The organism is Thalassorhabdus alkalitolerans (assembly GCF_042656525.1).
Taxonomy (GTDB): domain Bacteria; phylum Bacillota; class Bacilli; order Bacillales; family Marinococcaceae; genus Thalassorhabdus; species Thalassorhabdus alkalitolerans.
The window spans coordinates 1,128,282-1,149,247 of sequence record NZ_JBHSOZ010000003.1 but is presented as its reverse complement, the minus strand read 5'-3'; the positions used below and the strand labels follow the sequence as shown (position 1 = coordinate 1,149,247).

Here is a 20,966-nt window from a genome sequence, read left to right as displayed (position 1 = left end):
GCATCTAATCAGTAATGTTCACGAACTGCTCTTTTGTGTAGATAGAAATGAACACCATTTGACGATACTTCCTAAAGGGGGCAATGTCATGGAGCAGATTCAGTTGAACGACCTTTTAGAATTCTTCTCCCCAGAATGGATATCCCTTCTGAGTGTTGAAGAGCGAGATGTACCAATAGTGTTACAAGATGGATTAGGGAATTTAGAAAAGAAGGACTTACTTGAAATTGTAGAAGCTGTCATTATGCAGCAAGGTGAGCGCACGGTACAAAATTAGCTTACAAGATTTTCTTTAAAGCCCGTGACATTATGTTGTTCACGGGCTTTTACCAATGAAATATGCAGACAAGGCTAAGGAGTAGGAACTTATGAAAGAAATTGGATTGAAGCTAGAGGGAAAAATCAAGCGTTTAACGAATAAAACGTTTAAATTTGATGAAAGAGTAGGAGAAGGCTGGTTTTCTGCTGTTTATTTTCTTAAAACACGTGAAATAGCGGAAAAATATAAGCCTGACAGTCAGGTTACAATGCAGTTCTTTCAAAAGCAGCATGCTGTATTGTGCGGTACCGATGAGGTAATAGCTTTAATAAAGACTTTTGCCAAAGACCCGGAAGATCTTGAAATTCGCTCACTTGAAGATGGAGACAAGATTAAGCCTTATGAGACAGTCCTGACGATTACAGGTGCTTATCAGAATTTTGGCTTTTTAGAAGGTATTATTGATGGAATTTTTGCCCGCCGGACCTCTGTTGCTACAAATGTTTATAATGTCGTGAAATCAGGGCGTAAATCCGGTATTCAGAAACCTATTATTTTCATGGGAGACAGAGATGATCATTTTACCCAGCAATCAGGTGACGGATACGCAGCTTATATTGGCGGATCAAAAGCACAAGCAACCCATGCGATGAATGAATGGTGGGGGAAGAAAGGCATGGGTACAATGCCACACGCATTAATTCAACTATTTAACGGAGACCTTGTTGAAGCTGCAAGAGCATATAAAGAAACGTATCCTGACGACGATTTAATTGCGCTGGTTGATTATAACAATGATGTGGTTACCGATTCCTTAAAAGTGGCCAGGGAATTTGGCTCGGAGTTAAAAGGAGTAAGAGTCGATACTTCTAATAATATGGTAGACCAGTATTTTTGCCGAAATCCCGAAGTAATGGGCTCCTTTGATCCTAGAGGAGTTAACCAGGAATTAATTTTTGCCCTCCGCCGTGCTTTGGACAATGAGGGTTATGATCATGTGAAGATTATGGCGAGCGGCGGCTTTACAGCTGAAAGGATTGCTTCCTATGAAGCGGCAGAAGTTCCAATTGATATTTACGGGGTAGGGAGCAGCCTGCTGAAGATAAATATAGGCTTCACTGGTGATAATGTAATACTAAATGGAAAACATGAGGCTAAAGCAGGAAGAGAACTGAGAGAAAACCCTAGACTGGAACTCATTGATTATTAAAGATGTTATTGGTGTGAAGGAGGTCTCGGAATATATGCAGCAGGATGTTTCAAATTTCAAAGCGTACCGGGACCAAAAACAAACAGAAGCTGATCAGGCCTTACATGAATTATATGAAAGCTATTTTTCCTGGCTCGAGAAAAATACGAATCTGCGAGAAAAAGTTCGTGCCAAACACATTTTTAAAGAAAAGACTGACATGCACCCTGATAAATTGAATGAGACGTCCTGGCTTCTTCAATTTGAACATTGGTTCGCATTTGATTATGTTACAGTCATAGGTTCCAGAATGTTCGATTTATTCGTCCGAAAAAACCAAGGATATATGACCAAAAAGATGTTGGAGCTATCCGGCCTTATTATGACTTCGGCGATCCAGCCTTTTCAAACGACTGTTCAAGAAAGAGAAAGAGGATTTGTAAAGGGAATAGACCCAGTAACAGGGGTCAAATTAACAGTCTATTCCTTGGACTACTGGCTTCCATTAGGCGATTTACAGGAGGGAGAGTACAGTCTTCTCAGGTATATTCGTTGTGGTTTCCGGGACACATTAATTGCTCCTCCTGTTCCTATTAAAAAAGACAAACAAGCTTTTGTGATTCAACAGATGAAAGAGCAGCACGGGTTACATGAGAGTCTCCAATGGCTTCGTTTCTTGAAAGAAGGTGGAGTTTCTTACCTCGCTTACATGAAAGGGTAATCCAATTCAAAGCAGAAAGTTGTGATTATCAATTTTGACCCGGCTTTTCATTCTTTGAAAGACCTCTCGGGCAGAGAGCCCTGAGGTCTTTTTATGCAAAAAATCACGTAGCGTAATTAAATGAATATAATTAGAAATATAAGGGTAAAGGAAGAGCAGTTTTGCATTAACTATGACTAAAGACAGGGGATATCCCTCATTTGTTAAGAGCTCAGTTTTTGCTATAATAGTAAAGGTTCACTTACATACAGGAGATATTTACTCAACAGCAGTGTACTTTCCTGTACTTTTAAAGAGCAGGATTGAAGATGGAGGTCCAGTATTATGACTAATTATCACTTTATAGGGATTAAAGGCTCCGGGATGAGCGCTTTAGCTCAAATCCTTTACGATATGAAAGAAAACGTACAGGGATCAGATGTGCCTAAACGCTTTTTTACGCAGGTTCCATTAGAAAACAAAGGGATACCAATTTATGAATTCAGCAGTGACAACATCAAGGAAGGCCAGACGTTAATTGCCTCTCCTGCTTATGGAAGTGATCATGAAGAGGTACAGAAAGCAGAGGAGTTAAACATTCCGGTACATCTTTATCCTACTTTTTTAGGTCAATTCATCAAGAATTTCACTTCTGTAGCTGTGACCGGATCTCACGGGAAAACGTCTACAACAGGTTTGCTTGCTCATGTATTAGAAGAGTATAAGCCAACATCCTATCTTATTGGTGATGGAACAGGCAAAGGTGAAGAGAACAGTAACTTTTTTGTATTTGAAGCATGTGAATATAGAAGGCACTTTCTTAATTATGAGCCGGATTACGCTATCATGACCAATATAGATTTTGATCACCCTGATTATTTTGAAGATGTGGATGACGTGGTAAGCGCTTTTCAGGAAATGGCACGCCAAGTGAACAAAGCGATTATCGCCTGTGGAGATGATGATCACCTGCAGGCTTTAAATGCAAATGTACCTATTGTGTTTTATGGTATTGAAGGAAAGCACGATTTTAATGCAGAGAACATCCGAACAGGTGAAGAAGGGACCACTTTTGATGTTCTTATCCGCGGAGACAGATTTGGCACCTTCACGATCCCTGGATTTGGCAATCATAATGTCTTAAACGCCTTGGCTGTTATTGCCTTGTGTCACTATGAAGAAGTCCCGGCCCAAGTACTCAAAGAAAGGCTTGCAACCTTTCCAGGAGTAAAACGGCGTTTTACAGAGAAGGAAGTAGGACATCAAATCTTAATAGATGATTATGCCCATCATCCGACAGAAATTAAAGCTACACTGGAAGCAGGCCAGCAAAAGTATCCAGAGAGAGAAGTAGTTGCAGTGTTCCAACCTCATACTTATACCAGGACCAGCAGGTTTTTGGATGAGTTTGCTGAAAGCTTAAAGGTTGCAGATTCTGTGTATTTGTGTGATATTTTCAGTTCTGCTCGGGAACAAAATGGGAAGCTCACCATTGAAGATTTGCAGGAAAAGATTCCTAACTCCAAGCTAATTACTGAAGAAACAATTGATCAGCTGAAACAGCATGAAGATGGAGTGGTCTTGTTTATGGGAGCTGGAGACATCCAAAAGTTTCAAAAGGCTTATGAAGAAGTTTTATAACGTCAAAGAAGGCAGGCTCAAAAATAATAGCCGGCCTTCTTTTTTGTTTGTTTTATGAACGATTAGATGGCCGTCAATAGAAGGCAGGATGCCATCAGCTTTATTCGCTCTTTCAAAGAGCAAGGTGAACGCGCGAGGAAATGCTTACAGATGAACTCTATTTCTTTTACAAAAGCTTTTCATTTCCCTTATTACCGGAAAAAAAGCTATCTTTTTAAGTTTTCTGGGTTTAGCTGCTCCAGTTCCGGAAGGACAAACCGTCCGTCTTTGCGAATGAGTTTGTCGTCGAAATAGATTTCCCCTCCTCCATAATCGCTTCGTTGAATGGCAACAATATCCCAGTGAATAGCCGAGTCGTTGCCATTTGGAGCTTCGTCGTAACATTGGCCAGGTGTAAAATGAAAGCTTCCATCAATCTTTTCGTCAAATAATATATCTTTCATCGGATGCTGGATATAGGGGTTAACTCCTATAGCAAACTCCCCGATATAGCGGGCCCCATCATCTGTGTTAAGGATTTCATTCAGGCGTGCAGTATCATTAGCACTGGCTTCTGTGATCTTTCCTTCCTTAAACGTAAAGCTGATATTTTCAAATGTTTTGCCTTGATAAGGAGAAGGAGTATTATAGGTGATGACACCGTTCACGGAATGTTTGACTGGTGCTGTAAAGACTTCTCCATCAGGAATATTAAATTCTCCAGCACATTTAATAGCAGGAATATCCTTAATAGAAAATGACAGGTTGGTTCCTGGGCCGGTAATTCTTACAGTGTCTGTTTTATTCATTAACGAGACAAGTGCATCCATTGCCTGGTCCATCTTCTGATAGTCAAGGTTACAGACATCAAAGTAGAAATCTTCAAATCCTTCTGTGCTCATGTTCGCAAGCTGCGCCATAGATGAAGTAGGGTAGCGAAGAACACACCATTTAGTTTGTGGCACTCGAATATGTCTATGTACTTTGGTTTGAATCGTTCTTCCCTGCAGAGACATCTTATCGGCCGGGATATCTGACAATTCGGCAATATTATCTCCAGCTCTAAGACCAATATAGGCATCCATCTTTTCCATCACTGCTGCTTCAAAATCGGCCATCAATTCATACTGCGCCTCTGTTCCTTCCATGAGCAGAGCGCGGTCTATTGTATAGTCCTTAAGCGTTACAAAAGGCTGCCCGCCAACCGAGTATGCTTCTTTTACAAGAGCTTTAACGAGGGGAGGCTGAAGACCGAAATTTTCAATGAGCAGCTTTTCTCCCTTTTGCAGACGAACGGAATGCTGAATAAGATTTTTAGCTAATTGCTGAATACGTGGGTCGTGCATAATTTTATCCCCCCTGAAATGGATCTTTCGTTACTAAGCAGACAAGATTATTTTACCAAATAACAAGAAAGTCGATACCTTTTAATACTGTAAAAAATAATTGTGACTTTTAACAGGATTTAGAATGTTATTGTAGAATTGATTTTTAACCTTCCTTTTGAGAAGCTGTATTTCTAGACAACTTGGGTTTTGAAAAGTAATAATTGTGGTAAATGTTTGAGTAGGAGGTGCTATCAGTCATGGAACTAGTTTACATAAGTGCTCTTATTGTTGCACTTGCCTTTGCAGCGCTTGTTGTGTATGTTATTAAAACACTTAAAGCAGCGAATAGTACCATTGATCGTGTAGCTAATACACTAGACAATTTTGAAAAACAGATCAAGGGGATTACAACTGAAACAGAACATCTGATGGAAAAAACAAATAAAATAGCTGATGATGTGCAGTATAAATCTGACTCATTAAATAGTTTATTTGTTTCTTTGAAGGATGTTGGAGATTCCTTGCAGACCATGAACCGTTCCTTCAAGGATGTTTCCAATACCGTTTCACAACAATCCCAGCAGCGTTCTGAGGAAGTAGCCAAGGTTGTACAATGGGGAAATGCAGCAATCGATTTATATGCAAAATGGAAGGATAAAAAAAGGCAGAAAGACTTAGAAAAACAGCTGAAAGAAACAAAACCAAGGGGGTAACTTATCATGGCAGAAATTAATACTAAGGATTTTCTTATTGGAACATTAATAGGTGGAATTGTAGGAGCTTCCGCGGCTTTGTTGACAGCTCCAAAGGCAGGCAAGGAATTGCGTACAGATCTAACAGATGGAGCGCAGTCTGCTAAAGAAAGAACAAGTAACTATGCAAATAACGCTTACCAAAAAGGAAATGAGTGGGCAAGCTATGCCAAAGAAAAATCAAACAATATTGCCCAAACAGTTACCGACCAGTCTAACCAGATTTACGGAAGAGTAAAAGAGGCTGCCGGAACGTTGAAAAAAGAAGCTGAAGATACACAAAAAACAGCTGAAGAACTTGCTCAAGATCTTGCAAACGACATGAAAGAATCCGGAGAAGAAATTGACCAAACAGTCCAAAGCGAAGTAAAAGATATTCAACAATCCATTGAAGAAGAAGCTGAGCAAAGCTTAAAGGGTACAGAAGAAAACAAAGAAGAACCTAACCGTTACTAACAGACAGGGAGAGACAAGCATGAGCTTAGTCAAGCTGAATGAGGTCGAAGAATTTGATAACGCCTTATCGAATGAGGAGAAGGTGCTTATCTTTAAGAATAGCGTTACGTGTTCTATAAGTGAGGCAGCATTTAAGGAATTAGAAGCGTTCACAAAAGACCATCCTGAGAGCCGTTTTTTTTATCTCAATGTTCAAGATGCACGCCCTTTATCTGACTATATAGCTGAAACCTTTGATGTGAAGCATGAATCTCCACAGGCCTTGATCATTCGAAGAAACAATGTAGTATGGCATGATTCTCATTGGAGAGTGACATCTCAAATGTTAGATCAAAAATGGGAAGAGGCATAAGAGTCATAAAAAAGCATTCCTTACTGAGTGACTACCTGTTCAGTGATGGAATGCTTTTTTTGATGCACCTAAGATAAGAATAAACGGTTCACTCTGGCTGATCATTGTATAGTGTTTTTTGTCGTTTGAGGAGCTACGTAATGGGATAAAATGCTTTATCGCTTAAAAGCGTTTAATTAATAAAGAAAAAAAGGATGACATGGTCCGCTTCATCGTTTATAATAATCCCTAACACCAAAAAGGCATACCGCAGAAAAAAAGGGAGTGGAGTAGAGAATGAGTAACGAACGATTGGACAATTTAAGGGAACAACTAGATGACGTTAACTTAAAATTACTTGATTTAATTAATGAAAGAGCAAAACTAGCACAAGAAATAGGGGAAGTGAAAAGCAGATCTGGACAGAAACGTTTTGACCCGGTTCGGGAAAGAAAGATGTTGGATCTTATTGCTGAAAATAATGAAGGACCTTTTGAGACTTCAACTCTTCAACATCTATTTAAACAAATATTTAAAGCAAGCCTTGAGCTTCAAGAAGATGACAACCAAAAAGCTCTGCTTGTTTCCAGGAAAAAGCATCCTGAAAATACAATTATAGACCTAAAAGGTGAAACATTAGGAAACGGGCAGCAGCGTTTAATCATGGGACCTTGTTCGGTTGAGAGCTATGATCAAGTATATGCTGTAGCAAAAGCAATGAAAGAGCAAGGGTTAACATTGCTGCGTGGGGGCGCGTTTAAACCTCGTACTTCTCCTTACGATTTCCAGGGGCTTGGAGAAGAAGGATACCAGATCCTGCGTCAGGTAGCAGATGAGCTTGATATGGTTGTTATTAGTGAGGTAGTCAGCCCAGCACACGTAGAAATGGCTGTAAAGTACGTAGATGTTATCCAAATTGGCGCAAGAAACATGCACAGCTTCGAGCTTTTAAAAGAAGTGGGTAATGTAAATAAACCGGTTCTCTTAAAAAGAGGTCTTTCTGCAACAATTGATGAATTCATTAAAGCAGCAGAATATATCATTGCCAATGGAAATGAACAAATTATCCTTTGTGAAAGAGGAATCCGCACATACGAAAAAGCAACAAGAAATACGTTAGATATTTCTGCAGTACCAATTCTTAAACAGGAAACTCACTTGCCTGTTGTGGTCGATGTAACTCACTCCACCGGACGCCGCGATTTGTTGCTTCCAACAGCAAAAGCAGCTCTGGCCATTGGGGCAGATGCGGTTATGGCTGAGGTTCATCCTGACCCTGCGGTTGCTCTTTCCGACTCCGCTCAGCAAATGGATATTCCAACCTTTGATAAGTTTGTCAAAGACCTTCGTGAACAAGGATTATATAAAGGATAAAGGTATGAAGGGCGTCCCAAAAGTCTGGCTTTTGGGGACGCCCTTTTTTTGATAAGGAACAGGTGACAGCAAGGGAAAGGGACAAGCATTCCTCTGCGTTAAGGAGGGAGCCTGACGTTTTCAGCTCACTTCATCACACTCCGTTACCTTCGTTTGAGGCAAACACCTCAAGACCTCAGAGAAAATGATAATATAACGAATGTCTCAAAAGAGAGACAGATTAAAACAGCAGAAAGTGATTTTTTGAAAAAAACTCTGTAAAAATAATAAAACTTACCGATATAACGGGGGAAGGAATTGCGGAACCTCCTTAAGTTATAATATGATAACACTACGTGAGTAAGTGCTTTTAAGGAAAAAAGAGGAGGATTTCTAGTGAATACAACCATTTATGATGTAGCACACGAAGCAGGAGTATCCATGGCCACGGTATCTAGAGTCGTAAATGGCAATCCCAATGTTAAACCTGCAACGAGAAAGAAAGTGTTAGATGCCATTGAGCGGCTTGGCTACCGGCCCAACGCGGTGGCACGTGGGCTTGCCAGTAAAAAAACAACAACAGTTGGCGTGATTATCCCAGACATCTCCAGTATCTTTTTTGCAGAACTGGCTAGAGGGATAGAAGATATCGCCACGATGTATAAGTATAATATTATTCTTTGTAACTCCGACCAAAATAAAGATAAAGAAATTCATCTCATTAATACTCTTCTGGAAAAACAAGTGGATGGTATCTTATTTATGGGTGGAGAAATTACTGATGAGCATGCGGAACAATTCAAACTGTCTCCTGTTCCAGTTGTTTTAGCTGCAACTCTTGATGAAAAAGGAGAAATCCCTTCTGTAAATATTGATTATCAGCAAGCGGCCTTTGATGCGGTAACTGCTTTAATTGAAAAGGGTCATCAAAGAGTCGGCATGGTGTCAGGATCTTTAGAAGATCCAGTCAACGGTTACCAGAAATTCAGCGGATACAGAAAAGCTCATGAAAACGCAGAAATTGAATTTGATGAAACATTAGTAGCTATCGGAGATTATTCTTATCACGCAGGAATGGATGCAGCAAAATCATTAAACAAGCAGGAAAACCCTCCTACCGCTGTATTTGCAGCAACGGATGAAATGGCATTAGGCGTTATCCACGGTTTTCAGGATGAGGGGATAAAAGTTCCTGAAGATGTAGAAGTAGTGGGCTTTGATAACACACGTTTAGCAACAATGGTTAGGCCAACGTTAACAACTGTAGTGCAGCCTATGTATGATATCGGTGCTGTTTCTATGAGACTCCTGACTAAATTCATGAATAAAGAAGAAGTAGACGACCAGATTGTGGTTCTTCCCCATCGTATCGAATATCGACAGTCTACAAAATAAGCATTCATGGAACACTTGTTGTAATTTACCCTTTAATCATTGTGTTCCAGACAGGGAGAAGTTTATGAAAAAACTTGATCTTTTAACCCCGATAGGGATACTTTTGGGGATTACAACAATTTTATTTGCCATATTTACAAATGCGGGAATCGGATCTGTAGTTTTTTTTATACAGTTAGCTGCTTTCCTGATTGTGATTGGTGGATTGTTCGCGGCTTTACTCATTAATTTTTCGATACAGGATATCAAGGCGCTGCCAAGAGTGATGAGAGAGGTATTCCGTCATGATCCTCAAAATCTTAGAGAATTAATAAATACATTTACACACCTGTCAACAGTTGCAAGAAGAGAGGGTCTCCTTGCTTTGGAAGCAAGCTCTGAAGACGTGGAGGACCCTTTTATCCGAAAGGGAGTTATGCTGTCTGTTGATGGACTTGAGCCCGAAGTAATAAAAGATATTATGACCGCCGAAATTATTGCTATGGAAGAGCGCCATAGAAAGGGAAGGCTTATATTTCTTAAAGCAGGGGAGTATGCCCCTGCCTGGGGTATGATCGGTACGCTGGTCGGTTTGGTGCTTATGCTTCAGCAGCTGGAAGACCCGGCAAGCCTGGGGCCAAATATGGCTCTTGCACTCATTACTACTTTATATGGAACAATCCTTGCTAATCTGGTTTTTTTGCCTATGGCAAGCAAGCTCGCCCAGAAATCAGAGGATGAAATTTTTGCCAAACAGATCGTTATTGAAGGAATCATCGGCATTCAATCAGGCCAAAATCCCAAAATACTTGAGGAAAAGCTTAGTGCCTTCGTTCACTATGATAAGAAAAAGGAAGAAACTGTGAATGAAGGGGAGGAACTTGTAAATGAGGCGTAGGAGACAAGAAGAAGAGGAAAAAGGGTCTCCCAGGTGGATGACTACTTTCTCGGATATGATTTTGCTAGTTCTTGTTTTCTTCGTGATGCTGTTCTCTATGTCGGTAGTAGATGCACAAAAATTCAGAAGCCTGGCGGAATCCTTCCAGCAAAATGATATACTCGATCATCAGTCATCTATCATTGATTTAAATGACCAGCTTGACGAGTCCTCAGCAACTGAAAGTGAAGAAAAAATCGAAGGCGTTGAAGACGAAGAAGCTGAAGGGTATAATTTGGAGTCTTTGTTAGAAGAGGTTGAACAATACTTAGGAGACAATGATTTAGATGAAGTGATTACCGCAAGGCAAGAGGAAAGAGGAGTGGTTCTTACTTTACAGGAAAGATTGTTGTTTGAAACAGGAGAAGCTGACATCATTGAAGATGCTGCACCTTTCCTAAAAAAAGTAGGTACGTTACTAACCTCTCTTCCTAACGAAGTGACTGTGGAAGGACATACGGACAACCGTCCGATTTCAACCTATCGTTACCCTTCAAATTGGGAATTATCCGGGGCGAGAGCAAGCAGCGTTATTCGTCATATTCTTCAAGAGAATGAATTGGATGATGAACGTTTTTTAGCGATCGGGTATGGAGACACAAGGCCGGTAGCACCAAACGATACGCCTGAGAATTTACAGGAAAACAGGCGGGTGGTTATCATTATCTCAGATCCCTCATATGAAGAGTAAAAGTCCTGGGAAAACTCCAGGATTTTTTTGTTAGGCTTTGTTACATGTTGTTGTAGAATTTCTTTAACAGACGCTCCCTTACATCAAAGGCACTCGGGTATGCCCTTAGCTTCCTCGGGAAAACAACCCTGTGTGATTTTAGGCATATAATGTTTTCGAAGTTGTCTCGCGCTTGATTACAATCAAATGACTTATAATCATCATTCTTGACCTTTAACAGAGCCTTTTATTCAAATAATTTTTGTTTATAATATGTAACATCACGTAATAAAGAGCAGGAGAGTGAAAAAATGAACTGGGGCATTATCGGAGCTATGGATGAAGAAGTAGCCGAGCTTAAAAAAGAAATGAATATAGAGGTAACCCGACAAATTGCTCATGTAATGTTTTACAAAGGAACCCTTAACGGAAGAGATATCGTATTATGCAAATCAGGTGTCGGAAAGGTGAATGGGGCGCTAACCGCTCAATTACTCATCGACCATTTCCAAGTAAACGTAATTGTCTTTACTGGAGTAGCTGGTGCTTTAGATCCAAAATTAAATATAGAGGATATAGTAATCTCATCATCCTGCCAGCAGCATGACCTGGATGCTACCGCCTTAGGATTCAGCCGGGGAGAAGTTCCAATGTTTTCAAGGGAATCGGTATTTAAAGCTGATGAAATGCTGATTAATCAAGCATTAGCTGCTGGAAAACATTTGTCAGACGTGGAGGTGTATACCGGCAAAATACTGAGCGGGGACCAGTTTATTGCGGACAAGAAGGAAGTTGAGGATCTATTTTTGACTTTTGACGGGAAATGCGTAGAAATGGAGGGAGCTGCAGTAGCTCATGCGGCTGTTGTAAATGAGGTGCCTTTCTTAATTATCAGATCCATGAGTGATAAAGCAGACGGAGAAGCTACGATGAATTTTGCTGAATTTACAAAGAGAGCGTCAGCTCGTGCAGTCAGCATTATTAAAGGGATGCTGTCTGAAAGGCAAGAGACGTAGCCCCCGAATGTTTTCAGGGCTACGTCCTGTATTCCTACTTTTTTTCATTTCGAATATGATAAAGAGCCTTCTCCAGGTTTTTATGGTTTTTTTCTGTGATTTCACTTTTTCGCGGGATAGGTGCGTACATATTCATAGGGTCTTCCCACTTGACCGGGAGGGGGACTGGAGACTTTTCCTTCCATTTTTGAATCCAGCTTTCAGGAAGAGATCCTTCAGCTGTATGAAGGGAATTAATCATTTCAAGCCAAATCATAGACCAGGCTCTGGGAACAACACGCCAAATATCGTAGCCACCGCCTCCAACAGCAATCCATCGTCCTTCACAGTATTCATGGGCCAGCTTATGAGCGATCCTTGGTATTTCCTTGAAAATACGAATAGTTGATGACAAGTGTGTCAAAGGGTCAAGGTAATGAGCATCTGCTCCGTTTTGGGTGAGAATGACATCAGGCTTAAAGAATTCAATGACTTCTCGAAAAGAGGTTTCATATACTTCAAGAAAGGATTCATCTTCTGTAAACGCATCCACGGGAACATTAATGGAAAATCCAAACCCTTGTCCTTGCCCTTTTTCGTTCACACTTCCCGTACCAGGAAAAAGGTATCTTCCTGTTTCATGGATGGAAAGAGTACATACATCTGATTCCTCATAAAACGCCCACTGAACTCCATCTCCGTGATGAGCATCTGTATCTACATAAAGAACTCTTGCCCCATATTTTTTACGCATATATTCAATTGCTATAGAGCTGTCATTATAAATACAAAATCCCGATGCTTTTCCCCTGAATCCGTGGTGGAGGCCTCCGCCGAGATTTAACGCATGTAAAGACTTACCTTCCATAACTAAGTCAACGGCAGTTAATGTGCCTCCCACAAGTAAAGCTGCTGCTTCATGCATATTTTTAAATATAGGGGTGTCGTCTGTTCCAATTCCGTAATTATTAGCTATTCCGAGACTGAGCTCACCTTTCCCTGCTGCTTTGACAGCATCCATGTAGCCTTTATCATGGATAAGACCAATTTCTTCATCTGTGGCCATTCTAGGGGGGACAATTTCGCTTTTCTGAATGGCACCAAGCTCTTTTAATAAATCAAATGTTAAATTTAAACGAACATGGTTAAAGGGATGGTCTTCGCTGAATTTATAAGTGAGCTGATCTTCTGAGTATACAAACAAAGCTTCGTGCATCATAAGCCAGGCTCCGGTTGGATAGGCCAGTATATTTCAAATCCTTTGGACTTAATAGCCTTGATAACCCCCCTTGGATCCATTGTCTGTACGCGTACAGTAATAATCTTATAGCTTACATCCTTGTGTGGGTATACAAGGACACTGGTGACATTTACGTTGTTTTCTCTTAAAATATTAGCAATTTCTGCAAGTTGGCCAGATATATTTGGAACCTTAACCTCTATTTGAGAGCTTGGCTGGTGAGCCCCTGTTAATTCAACCAAAGTATGCAGAATGTCAGTACCAGTAATAAGCCCTAAAAATTTATCGTCTTCTGCAATCGGGAGGCAATTGATCTGGTGTTCGTACAAAACCGATGCTACTTCTTCCACAAAATCAAGAGGATGAGCAGTAATAACCGGGTATTTCATAATAGTTGAGACTGGCTTCTGATAGTCTTCTAAATGTTCATTCGTATGGAATATAGAAGGACTGGCATCCCGAACATCTCGATCCGAAACAATCCCTGCAATCGTATTATCTTCTTCTAAAATTGGAATGTGGCGTATTCTATGCTTCTCAAGAAGAAGCATAGCCTCTTCAATTGTTGCATCTTTACCAAGAGTAACAGCATCTTTCTTCATAATTTCTTCTACCAACATAGTCATCACCTCTTTAAAGCGCTTTCAGATCCATAATAGGTTGAATAATTAATACATAAACCTGTTTGTAAACCGTACAGCATCAAACTCTTGAATGTCTTCGGTTTTAACTCTGCTCCCGATTCTGACCATCAGGCAGTTTGCAGGATGGGAGCTGATTTCCGGGTCATCGGTAGCCATCCATTCAAGTCCCCCGGCATTCATCATTTTTTCCATTACTTTTCGGTATTCCCAAACTGAGAGCCCACTGCCTTTTAAGTCCCAGTGCCAATAATATTCAGTTGTAATAACAATATAATCTTCCATTGCATCATCAAGCATGGACAGTTCAAGCAGGCCTGTGCCCAGCTTCGCTCCTCTGTAGCCATCAGCCACTTCTATGGCGCCTAATTCTAACAAATTATCCATTTTCGCATTCGACCAGCGTTCCATAGGATCTGGATAAACGAACGTCACATATCCTATGACTGTGTTTCCATCTACAGCTACATTAATCCGGCCTTCAGGAAGGTCAGCAATTCCAATCAGTGCTTTCTTTTGTTCTTCAGGCTTTCGAAAGGCTATTAACCCTTCGTGAAATTCGTATTCATTAAGTTTTTTTCCAGAAATCGGTCCTTCAAGTAAAATGGTTCGATCTTGGAAATTCACCTCATTTGAATAGTATCTTTTCTTATGGATCATGGAAGTACCACCTTTTATGATTGGTAAGATGTGAACTATCACAATTATACATGACTAGATTTTCTATGGTTACATTTTACCGAAATTCGGTTACAAGATACACAATTTTGACAAAATTCCACTTATCTTTGAATTTAAAATTGAAGAAAAATTCATAATATATTATACTACTTATGAAGAGAGAACTTCAAAAGAGAGGAAGATGGTATATGAACGTGCAAACGCTTCCACCAAAGGATGGAAAATTCAATCTTAAAAGTTACGAAGAAGCGGCTAAGAACTTTGATTGGTCAGAAGCAGAGAAAAATTTCTCCTGGAGCGATACAGGAAAGGTTAACTTGGCCCATGAAGCCATCGATCGCTATGCTGACTCTCCTGATAAAAAAGATCAGGTCGCTTTATACTATAGCGATGCTAATAGAGATGAAAAGTATACTTTCTCCGAAATGAAAGAAATGACAAATAAGGCTGCAAACATTTTTAAGGAAGCAGGTATCACAAAAGGTGATCGCTTGTTCATCTTTATGCCTCGTTCTCCGGAACTTTACTTTGCGGTCCTAGGTGCTATAAAGCTAGGGGCAATTGTCGGCCCATTGTTCGAAGCATTTATGGAAGGTGCTGTCCGGGACAGACTAGAAGACAGTGACGCCAAAGCGCTGGTTACTACTCCAGATTTGCTTGAACGTGTTCCAGTTGATGATCTTCCAAATTTAAATACAGTATTTATCCAAGGGGATAATGTAAAAGAAGAAGGTCCTTACTTAGATTATAGTGCTCGTCTTGACAAGGCAAGCGGCGAATTTGAAGTTGAATGGGTTGATCGTGAGGATGGACTAATCCTTCACTATACTTCCGGATCTACCGGTAAACCAAAAGGTGTACTTCATGTACACAATGCAATGCTTCAACATTACCAGACAGCTAAATGGGTTCTTGATCTTAAAGAAGACGACGTGTACTGGTGCACAGCGGATCCTGGCTGGGTAACAGGAACATCCTACGGTATTTTTGGACCTTGGCTCGTAGGTGCTACTAACGTCGTAAGAGGAGGCCGCTTTAGCCCGCAGGATTGGTATTCCACGTTAGAAAAATACAAGGTGACAGTCTGGTATAGTGCTCCTACAGCATTCCGTATGCTTATGAGTGCAGGTGATGAACTGATGAAAGAGTATGACTTATCTTCTCTTCGTCACATCTTAAGTGTAGGGGAGCCATTAAATCCGGAAGTAGTTCGCTGGGGTGAAAAAGTCTTTAACCTTCGGATTCATGATACATGGTGGATGACTGAAACTGGGGCTCAAATGATTTGCAACTATCCTAGCATGACAATTAAGCCTGGATCCATGGGCAAGCCTATTCCAGGTGTGAAGGCTGCAATCATTGATGACCAGGGGAATGAGTTGCCGCCAAACCGGATGGGGAACCTTGCAATTGAAAAAGGATGGCCATCCATGATGAGAACGATCTGGAATAATGAAGAGAAGTATAATAGTTACTTTGAGATTGATGGATGGTATGTCTCCGGGGATTCTGCTTACATGGATGAAGACGGATACTTTTGGTTCCAGGGTCGTATTGACGACGTCATAATGACAGCTGGAGAGCGAGTTGGTCCGTTTGAAGTAGAAAGTAAACTTGTGGAACATCCAGCAGTTGCTGAAGCAGGTGTTATTGGCAAGCCTGATCCTGTCCGGGGAGAAATTATTAAAGCATTTGTAGCATTAAGAGACGGCTATGAAGTTACAGAAGATTTAAAAGAAGAAATCCGTACCTTTGTGAAAAAAGGGTTAGCTGCTCATGCTGCGCCTAGGGAGATTGAATTCCGAGATAAGCTTCCTAAAACACGCAGTGGGAAGATCATGCGCCGCGTATTGAAAGCTTGGGAACTTGATTTACCAACAGGTGATTTATCTACAATGGAAGATTAATGGGAAAGCGGCTGGGAACAAAACTCAGCTAAATAGAAGGGCCTTCACCGTCGGTGAGGGCCCTTACTTATATTATAATTCTGTTGGTTGATTGTTAAAAATACACTCGCTTGCACCTATAGGTACAAGTGTGACATCCGTTCAGCTTCATTTCATTCGCATTCACGGTGTCTCGCGGGCAAGGATTTGGCTAACCACAGGCGAGATATACGGGAAGCGTAAGATAGACGTGGAGCTGAGCCGGTCTCCAAATTTCTGAAGGATAATTTGCATGTCCCCAGGAAGTCAATGAGAGGCAAGGAAAAAGTGAAAAACGACATAGGGGTGCTCCCTGATACCGTTGAACTTGAGAAAGTACACCCTCCAGTCGGGTAATCAAACAGTTTTGAATCCATAAATAAAGCTCCAATTATCAAAAGACGATAATGGAGCCTTATTCCCTTAGGTGAGACATGTTTGTCCTAGTCTCTTTTCTACAATATAGTTAGTTGTCTTCATCATCCGATTCTGAACCTTCTTCACTATTTTCCTGATCTTCAGCATTGGTATCCGCTTGATTTTCATCATTGTCAGTGTCTTCGTCATCTGACTCTTCTGCACCGTTATCAGCGGAATTGGAAGAAGCCTCTTCTCCATTCGTATCGGAGGATGAGGCTTCTTCTTCATTGTTGTTCGAGCTGGAGTCACTTGACTCTTCTGCACCGTTATCAGCGGAATTGGAAGAAGCCTCTTCTTCTCCATTCGTATCGGAGGATGAGGCTTCTTCTTCATTGTTGTTCGAGCTGGAGTCACTTGACTCTTCTGCACTGTTATCAGAGGAATCGGAAGAAGCCTCTTCTTCTCCATTCGTATCGGAGGATGAGGCTTCTTCTTCATTGTTGTTCGAGCTGGTGTCATCTGACTCTTCTGCACCGTTATCAGAGGAATCGGAAGAAGCCTCTTCTTCTTCATTCGTTTCGGATGGTGAGGGCTCTTCTTCATTGTTGTTCGAACTGGAGTCACTTGACTCTTCCGTACCGTTGCTATTTGTATCGGAGTCCTGATTCTCCTCGCTTGGTTCTGATGAGGAGCTTTCTTCATCACTGCTGTCAGAGCTGGTGTCACTGGCTTCACTTGTAGGATTTTCCGATGAGTTATCCTCCTGGCCGCTGTCAGCAGCGGCGGAGGAATCTTCTTCATTATTTGAAGAGTTGCTTGTGTCTTCTTCTCCTTCGTTTGTATTTGATTCTTCTTCATTGTTTTCCTCAGACTCTGAGGAGTCGCCTGTTTCGTCTGCTTCTTCGGTATTATTATCGTTTTCTTCTTCTGAAGAGTTATTCTCTTCATCATCATTATTGCCATTAGAGCCGTTATCTTCAGCGTCGTCCTCCTCTGAAGAGCCGCTGCTTCCTGATCCTTCTCCAACTGTAGTAGAAGAGGAAGAGGACTCTCTTCCCGCAGAATCTACAGCGGTGACATAATAAGCACTAGTACCAGAGCCTAAATTGTACGAGGTGTTTGTATTTCCTTTAGAAACCCCGACTGGTGAAAAAGATCCGCTATCTGAAGAGGCCTGATAGATGCGGTAGCCTACAATGTCGTTATCAGAATGCTGGGACCAGGTGAGCTCTCCGCCGTTGATAGAAATATTTGATACAGAGGAAGGAGTCCGTCCATTATCAGGCGCTTCCACGTCTGGAATGACGTTATCCCAGTTGTCAGGTAAATAATCACTAATATCCTCATCTTCATCAATATCAAAATATTCTTCTTTAACAGCAATGCCGTTGTCAGTAAACTCAGATGGCGTATCATCAAGGGCACGGTATGGAGTGCCATCAATCGTTACGTACTCTACTTCACTTAAACTGTCATCTTCTTCAGTCGGGAGAAATTCTTCATTAAATAAATCTTCTGTTACCAGGTCTGCTTCCTCACACAGATCGGAAGGCAGCATGCCTGATATCCCGCAAATCTCCTGACTTACCACACCATCTGGCTGTTCAAAAGTATCTTCTATTCCCAATGCTTCTGGATCACCTTCATAGGCAGCGTTCATGAAGTCTGCCCATATCCGTTGGGTTCTCCAGCTATAGCCTCTGCCGTTATGTCTTTCAGCAAGGGATTGGGGAATATCATAGCCCAGCCACACACCAAAGGTCACATTAGGGTTAAAGCCAACAAACCAGGCATCATGGATTTCATTTGTCGTTCCTGTTTTTCCAGCCCAGTCACCTTCAAAGTCTAACATGTCCGGAAGGGAAGTGGCTGTTCCTTCCTCTGTGCCCAGCACGTCTCGTAAAATGTCCAGCATAAGATAAGCAGTTTGGGCAGAAAACACTTCTCTAGGTTCCGGTTCATGCTCATATATAACTTCGCCGTCATGGGTTTCAATTCGGTCGATAATATACGAATCGTTATATTGTCCGTCGTTAGCAAATAAGCTGTAAGCAGCCGTGTTCTGCTCCACGGTCGCACCGTTGGTTAAACCACCGATAGCGCCTGACTCGTACGGATCATTCTCGTCTAGATTTGTAAATCCCATATTGATCAAGTCTTCCCGGGCATCTTCATGCTCTACACGTTGCAATGCTTTTACAGCAGGGATATTTTGAGAACGAACCAGTGATTCACGAACAGGGATAAATCCTTCGTATTCATCGCTGTTGAAGTTTGTGATCTCATCACCAGTACTATAGGTGCTGGGTACGTCAGGCACAATGGTTCCAGGCTGAAGTTCTCCCCGGTCCATAGCTGGTCCATATGCTAAAAGGGGCTTCATGGTGGAACCGTTTTGTCTAAACCCTTGGGTGGCATGATTCATGCTTTCTCTTGAGTGATCGCGCCCTCCGACAAAACTGATAATAGCGCCTGTACGATTATCGATCATTACAGCTCCGACTTCCTCTGGTTCCACTTCACCATCTTCTCCTTGCCTGTCCGGGCCAAACCATTCAACATTATCCACAGCTTCCTGCATGTTGTCATAAATATCCTTGTTTACAGTGGTATGCACTTGGTACCCGCCGTTAGCAAGTTTCACTCGAGCATCCTCATGGTAGGATAATATTGTTTCCTGTCGTTCTTCTTCGTCCATTCCTTCTAAATCCACGCCGTCTTCTTCAATCAATTGTTCTCTTATAATTTGGATAGCACGGCGCTGTGCTTCATTAGTTAAGTAAGGATATTCATCGAATGTTCTCGGGCGAGGGTCAGCCAGGCTTTCTTCAATGTCATATGCCTGTGCTTCCTCGTATTCCTCTTCTGTAATATAGCCGCTGGCTTTCATTCTGTTTAAGACTGTCTGCATGCGGTTAAGACCGGCATCAAAGCTGTCTTTCACTTCACCTGTTGATGTAAACGGGGTATATCCAAAAGGGTTTTGGGGCAGACCTGCTATAAAGGCTGCTTGTGGAATATTTAGTTCAGCAGCGTCTACACCGAAAATTCCTTCTGCAGCTGCTTGTACGCCCGCAATATTTTGTCCGTTAGAGTTTCGGCCGAAAGGCACGATGTTTAAGTATGCTTCAAGAATGTCTTCCTTTTCAAAGAATTCTTCCATTCTCATCGCCAGCATTATTTCTCTCGCCTTGCGGTCAAAGGAAACTTCATTGCTAAGCATTTGGTTTTTTACGATTTGCTGTGTTAACGTACTTCCTCCTGTTTGATTGGCTGCTCCTGTGATTTCCTGGAAAGTCGCTCGCATGATTGCTTTCGGTACGATACCATCATGTTCGAAAAAATATTCATCTTCTGTGGCGATTATAGCATTCACCAGATTATCAGATACTTCGTCAACTTCTATATCTCGCCTTTCCAAATCAGAACTAATTTCTCCTAAGTAAACCTCGTCGGCGAAATAAATTTCACTCGTTTCTTCATAGTCATAGAGCTCTTCTTCCATTTCGTCAAAGGAGCGAGCTGGCTCGTCTTCAACCAGGGAAACAAAATACCCGGCACCTGCTCCCCCAATAAAAAACGTTCCCATAAGTAAAAGGACAAAAAGAATTAAAATAAGATTCCAAACAACATAAGATGTTATATTCAGTCCTCTGACGATAGGAAGGTCTTTCCATTCATCGGTTTTTGCATTTAACCTCTCAAAAAAACTTTTCATTCTTGTATTCCCCCCAAAAAACATCAATCGTATTATAGCATAGACCATACATTCCTACATGAAGTGAAAGTAGGCTTTACAACCAGTTTGACAATCATTTAGAGATTTGGTACAAAAGGATTATCTACATAAAAATATTGAAGTGATGACAGATTGAAGTAGCATAGATTTCCCTGTTACAGAGAGCCGGCGACTGGTGAAAGCTGGTACATAAATCTTTTTGCGAAATACGTTCTTGAGCTTCCTCGCCCTTATTGACAGGGGAGAGGACGGGATTGTTCCCGATATCTAAACGAAGTGGAAAGCAGGAACTTTCAGCTTTCAAAAAGGGTGGTACCGCGGCCAACTCGTCCCTTGTCTTGGGACGAGTTTTTTGTATTATTCTTGGCTCTCTTAAAGGTGATGGCACTAACAGCACGCTGTCCGTCTTTCGAATA

General features: G+C 41.4%; 18 protein-coding genes and 1 other annotated feature. Of the genes, 13 read left to right on the top strand and 5 right to left on the bottom strand.

All coding sequences use genetic code 11. The features are described 5' to 3' along the window. Window positions 1-88 precede the first annotated feature (88 nt). The 4 genes from ACFPU1_RS08390 (at window position 89) to murC (ending at window position 3,789) form a co-directional block, all read left to right on the top strand. On the top strand, window positions 89-277 hold the full coding sequence (locus ACFPU1_RS08390) for a hypothetical protein (RefSeq protein ID WP_054637661.1): 189 nt from the start codon (window positions 89-91) through the stop codon (window positions 275-277). A gap of 91 nt (window positions 278-368) precedes the next feature. After that, entirely contained in the window at window positions 369-1,469 is a 1,101-nt protein-coding gene (locus ACFPU1_RS08385; protein WP_385940083.1) for a nicotinate phosphoribosyltransferase, read from the top strand. 34 nt (window positions 1,470-1,503) lie between these two features. Beyond that, window positions 1,504-2,169: a hypothetical protein gene (locus tag ACFPU1_RS08380; protein ID WP_385940081.1), complete on the top strand. Its 666-nt coding sequence runs from the start codon at window positions 1,504-1,506 to the stop codon at window positions 2,167-2,169. Between the two features lie 324 nt (window positions 2,170-2,493). After that, a complete protein-coding gene (gene murC / locus ACFPU1_RS08375) occupies window positions 2,494-3,789 on the top strand; it encodes a UDP-N-acetylmuramate--L-alanine ligase (protein WP_385940079.1) in 1,296 nt (431 codons plus the stop codon). 206 nt (window positions 3,790-3,995) lie between these two features. Here the strand turns inward: murC and ACFPU1_RS08370 are convergent, their stop codons facing one another. Next, a complete protein-coding gene (locus ACFPU1_RS08370; protein ID WP_385940077.1) occupies window positions 3,996-5,114 on the bottom strand; it encodes an aminopeptidase in 1,119 nt (372 codons plus the stop codon). 239 nt (window positions 5,115-5,353) lie between these two features. On the opposite strand from ACFPU1_RS08370, the gene ACFPU1_RS08365 reads away from it, so the two are divergent. From ACFPU1_RS08365 to ACFPU1_RS08330, 8 genes are all read left to right on the top strand, one after another. After that, window positions 5,354-5,809, top strand: coding sequence for a DUF948 domain-containing protein (locus ACFPU1_RS08365; RefSeq protein ID WP_054637657.1), 456 nt, complete (start codon window positions 5,354-5,356; stop codon window positions 5,807-5,809). A gap of 6 nt (window positions 5,810-5,815) precedes the next feature. Then, window positions 5,816-6,304 carry a YtxH domain-containing protein gene (locus ACFPU1_RS08360; protein WP_054637656.1) on the top strand — a complete coding sequence of 163 codons (489 nt, stop codon included), beginning with the start codon at window positions 5,816-5,818 and terminating at the stop codon, window positions 6,302-6,304. A gap of 19 nt (window positions 6,305-6,323) precedes the next feature. Next, on the top strand, window positions 6,324-6,656 hold the full coding sequence (gene ytxJ, locus ACFPU1_RS08355) for a bacillithiol system redox-active protein YtxJ (RefSeq protein ID WP_385940074.1): 333 nt from the start codon (window positions 6,324-6,326) through the stop codon (window positions 6,654-6,656). 276 nt (window positions 6,657-6,932) lie between these two features. Then, window positions 6,933-8,009: a bifunctional 3-deoxy-7-phosphoheptulonate synthase/chorismate mutase gene (locus ACFPU1_RS08350; protein ID WP_054637654.1), complete on the top strand. Its 1,077-nt coding sequence runs from the start codon at window positions 6,933-6,935 to the stop codon at window positions 8,007-8,009. Between the two features lie 375 nt (window positions 8,010-8,384). Beyond that, window positions 8,385-9,383: a catabolite control protein A gene (gene ccpA, locus ACFPU1_RS08345; protein ID WP_054637652.1), complete on the top strand. Its 999-nt coding sequence runs from the start codon at window positions 8,385-8,387 to the stop codon at window positions 9,381-9,383. Between the two features lie 64 nt (window positions 9,384-9,447). After that, complete coding sequence (gene motP, locus ACFPU1_RS08340; RefSeq protein ID WP_385940071.1) at window positions 9,448-10,260, top strand: flagellar motor protein MotP; 813 nt, start codon at window positions 9,448-9,450, stop codon at window positions 10,258-10,260. Continuing rightward, window positions 10,250-10,990 (top strand): flagellar motor protein MotS, encoded by a 741-nt coding sequence (gene motS / locus ACFPU1_RS08335; protein ID WP_385940069.1) that lies wholly within the window; start codon window positions 10,250-10,252, stop codon window positions 10,988-10,990. Before motP ends, motS begins: the two co-directional genes overlap by 11 nt. Window positions 10,991-11,280: 290 nt before the next feature. Beyond that, window positions 11,281-11,985, top strand: a complete 705-nt coding sequence (locus ACFPU1_RS08330; protein WP_385940067.1) for a 5'-methylthioadenosine/adenosylhomocysteine nucleosidase — start codon at window positions 11,281-11,283, stop codon at window positions 11,983-11,985. Between the two features lie 34 nt (window positions 11,986-12,019). On the opposite strand, the gene ACFPU1_RS08325 is transcribed toward ACFPU1_RS08330, so the two are convergent. The 3 genes from ACFPU1_RS08325 to ACFPU1_RS08315 are packed head-to-tail and all read right to left on the bottom strand — an operon-like array spanning window position 12,020 to window position 14,505. Next, window positions 12,020-13,183, bottom strand: coding sequence for an acetoin utilization protein AcuC (locus tag ACFPU1_RS08325; RefSeq protein ID WP_054637649.1), 1,164 nt, complete (start codon window positions 13,181-13,183; stop codon window positions 12,020-12,022). Further along, window positions 13,180-13,824, bottom strand: coding sequence for an acetoin utilization AcuB family protein (locus tag ACFPU1_RS08320; protein ID WP_054637648.1), 645 nt, complete (start codon window positions 13,822-13,824; stop codon window positions 13,180-13,182). Before ACFPU1_RS08320 ends, ACFPU1_RS08325 begins: the two co-directional genes overlap by 4 nt. 48 nt (window positions 13,825-13,872) lie before the next feature. After that, entirely contained in the window at window positions 13,873-14,505 is a 633-nt protein-coding gene (locus ACFPU1_RS08315) for a GNAT family N-acetyltransferase (protein WP_385940065.1), read from the bottom strand. 209 nt (window positions 14,506-14,714) lie between these two features. Here ACFPU1_RS08315 and acsA point away from each other — a divergent pair, with 209 nt between their 5' ends. After that, window positions 14,715-16,433 (top strand): acetate--CoA ligase, encoded by a 1,719-nt coding sequence (acsA, locus tag ACFPU1_RS08310; RefSeq protein WP_385940063.1) that lies wholly within the window; start codon window positions 14,715-14,717, stop codon window positions 16,431-16,433. Between the two features lie 484 nt (window positions 16,434-16,917). Here acsA and ACFPU1_RS08305 read toward each other — a convergent pair whose 3' ends face one another. Continuing rightward, window positions 16,918-20,529, bottom strand: coding sequence for a transglycosylase domain-containing protein (locus ACFPU1_RS08305; RefSeq protein ID WP_385940061.1), 3,612 nt, complete (start codon window positions 20,527-20,529; stop codon window positions 16,918-16,920). A 136-nt stretch (window positions 20,530-20,665) separates the two neighbouring features. Then, window positions 20,666-20,887 (top strand) — a binding site (T-box leader). The last annotated feature ends 79 nt before the right edge of the window (window positions 20,888-20,966 follow it).

Coding starts and splice junctions, on each gene's coding strand:
- ACFPU1_RS08305 (WP_385940061.1), bottom strand. CDS start 20,529: ATGAAAAGTTTTTTTGAGAGGTTAAATGCAAAAACCGATGAATGGAAA.
- ACFPU1_RS08390 (WP_054637661.1), top strand. CDS start 89: ATGGAGCAGATTCAGTTGAACGACCTTTTAGAATTCTTCTCCCCAGAA.
- ytxJ (WP_385940074.1), top strand. CDS start 6,324: ATGAGCTTAGTCAAGCTGAATGAGGTCGAAGAATTTGATAACGCCTTA.
- ACFPU1_RS08325 (WP_054637649.1), bottom strand. CDS start 13,183: ATGATGCACGAAGCTTTGTTTGTATACTCAGAAGATCAGCTCACTTAT.
- ACFPU1_RS08360 (WP_054637656.1), top strand. CDS start 5,816: ATGGCAGAAATTAATACTAAGGATTTTCTTATTGGAACATTAATAGGT.
- ACFPU1_RS08365 (WP_054637657.1), top strand. CDS start 5,354: ATGGAACTAGTTTACATAAGTGCTCTTATTGTTGCACTTGCCTTTGCA.
- ACFPU1_RS08380 (WP_385940081.1), top strand. CDS start 1,504: ATGCAGCAGGATGTTTCAAATTTCAAAGCGTACCGGGACCAAAAACAA.
- ACFPU1_RS08320 (WP_054637648.1), bottom strand. CDS start 13,824: ATGTTGGTAGAAGAAATTATGAAGAAAGATGCTGTTACTCTTGGTAAA.
- ACFPU1_RS08330 (WP_385940067.1), top strand. CDS start 11,281: ATGAACTGGGGCATTATCGGAGCTATGGATGAAGAAGTAGCCGAGCTT.
- motS (WP_385940069.1), top strand. CDS start 10,250: ATGAGGCGTAGGAGACAAGAAGAAGAGGAAAAAGGGTCTCCCAGGTGG.
- murC (WP_385940079.1), top strand. CDS start 2,494: ATGACTAATTATCACTTTATAGGGATTAAAGGCTCCGGGATGAGCGCT.
- ACFPU1_RS08385 (WP_385940083.1), top strand. CDS start 369: ATGAAAGAAATTGGATTGAAGCTAGAGGGAAAAATCAAGCGTTTAACG.
- motP (WP_385940071.1), top strand. CDS start 9,448: ATGAAAAAACTTGATCTTTTAACCCCGATAGGGATACTTTTGGGGATT.
- acsA (WP_385940063.1), top strand. CDS start 14,715: ATGAACGTGCAAACGCTTCCACCAAAGGATGGAAAATTCAATCTTAAA.
- ACFPU1_RS08315 (WP_385940065.1), bottom strand. CDS start 14,505: ATGATCCATAAGAAAAGATACTATTCAAATGAGGTGAATTTCCAAGAT.
- ACFPU1_RS08350 (WP_054637654.1), top strand. CDS start 6,933: ATGAGTAACGAACGATTGGACAATTTAAGGGAACAACTAGATGACGTT.
- ACFPU1_RS08370 (WP_385940077.1), bottom strand. CDS start 5,114: ATGCACGACCCACGTATTCAGCAATTAGCTAAAAATCTTATTCAGCAT.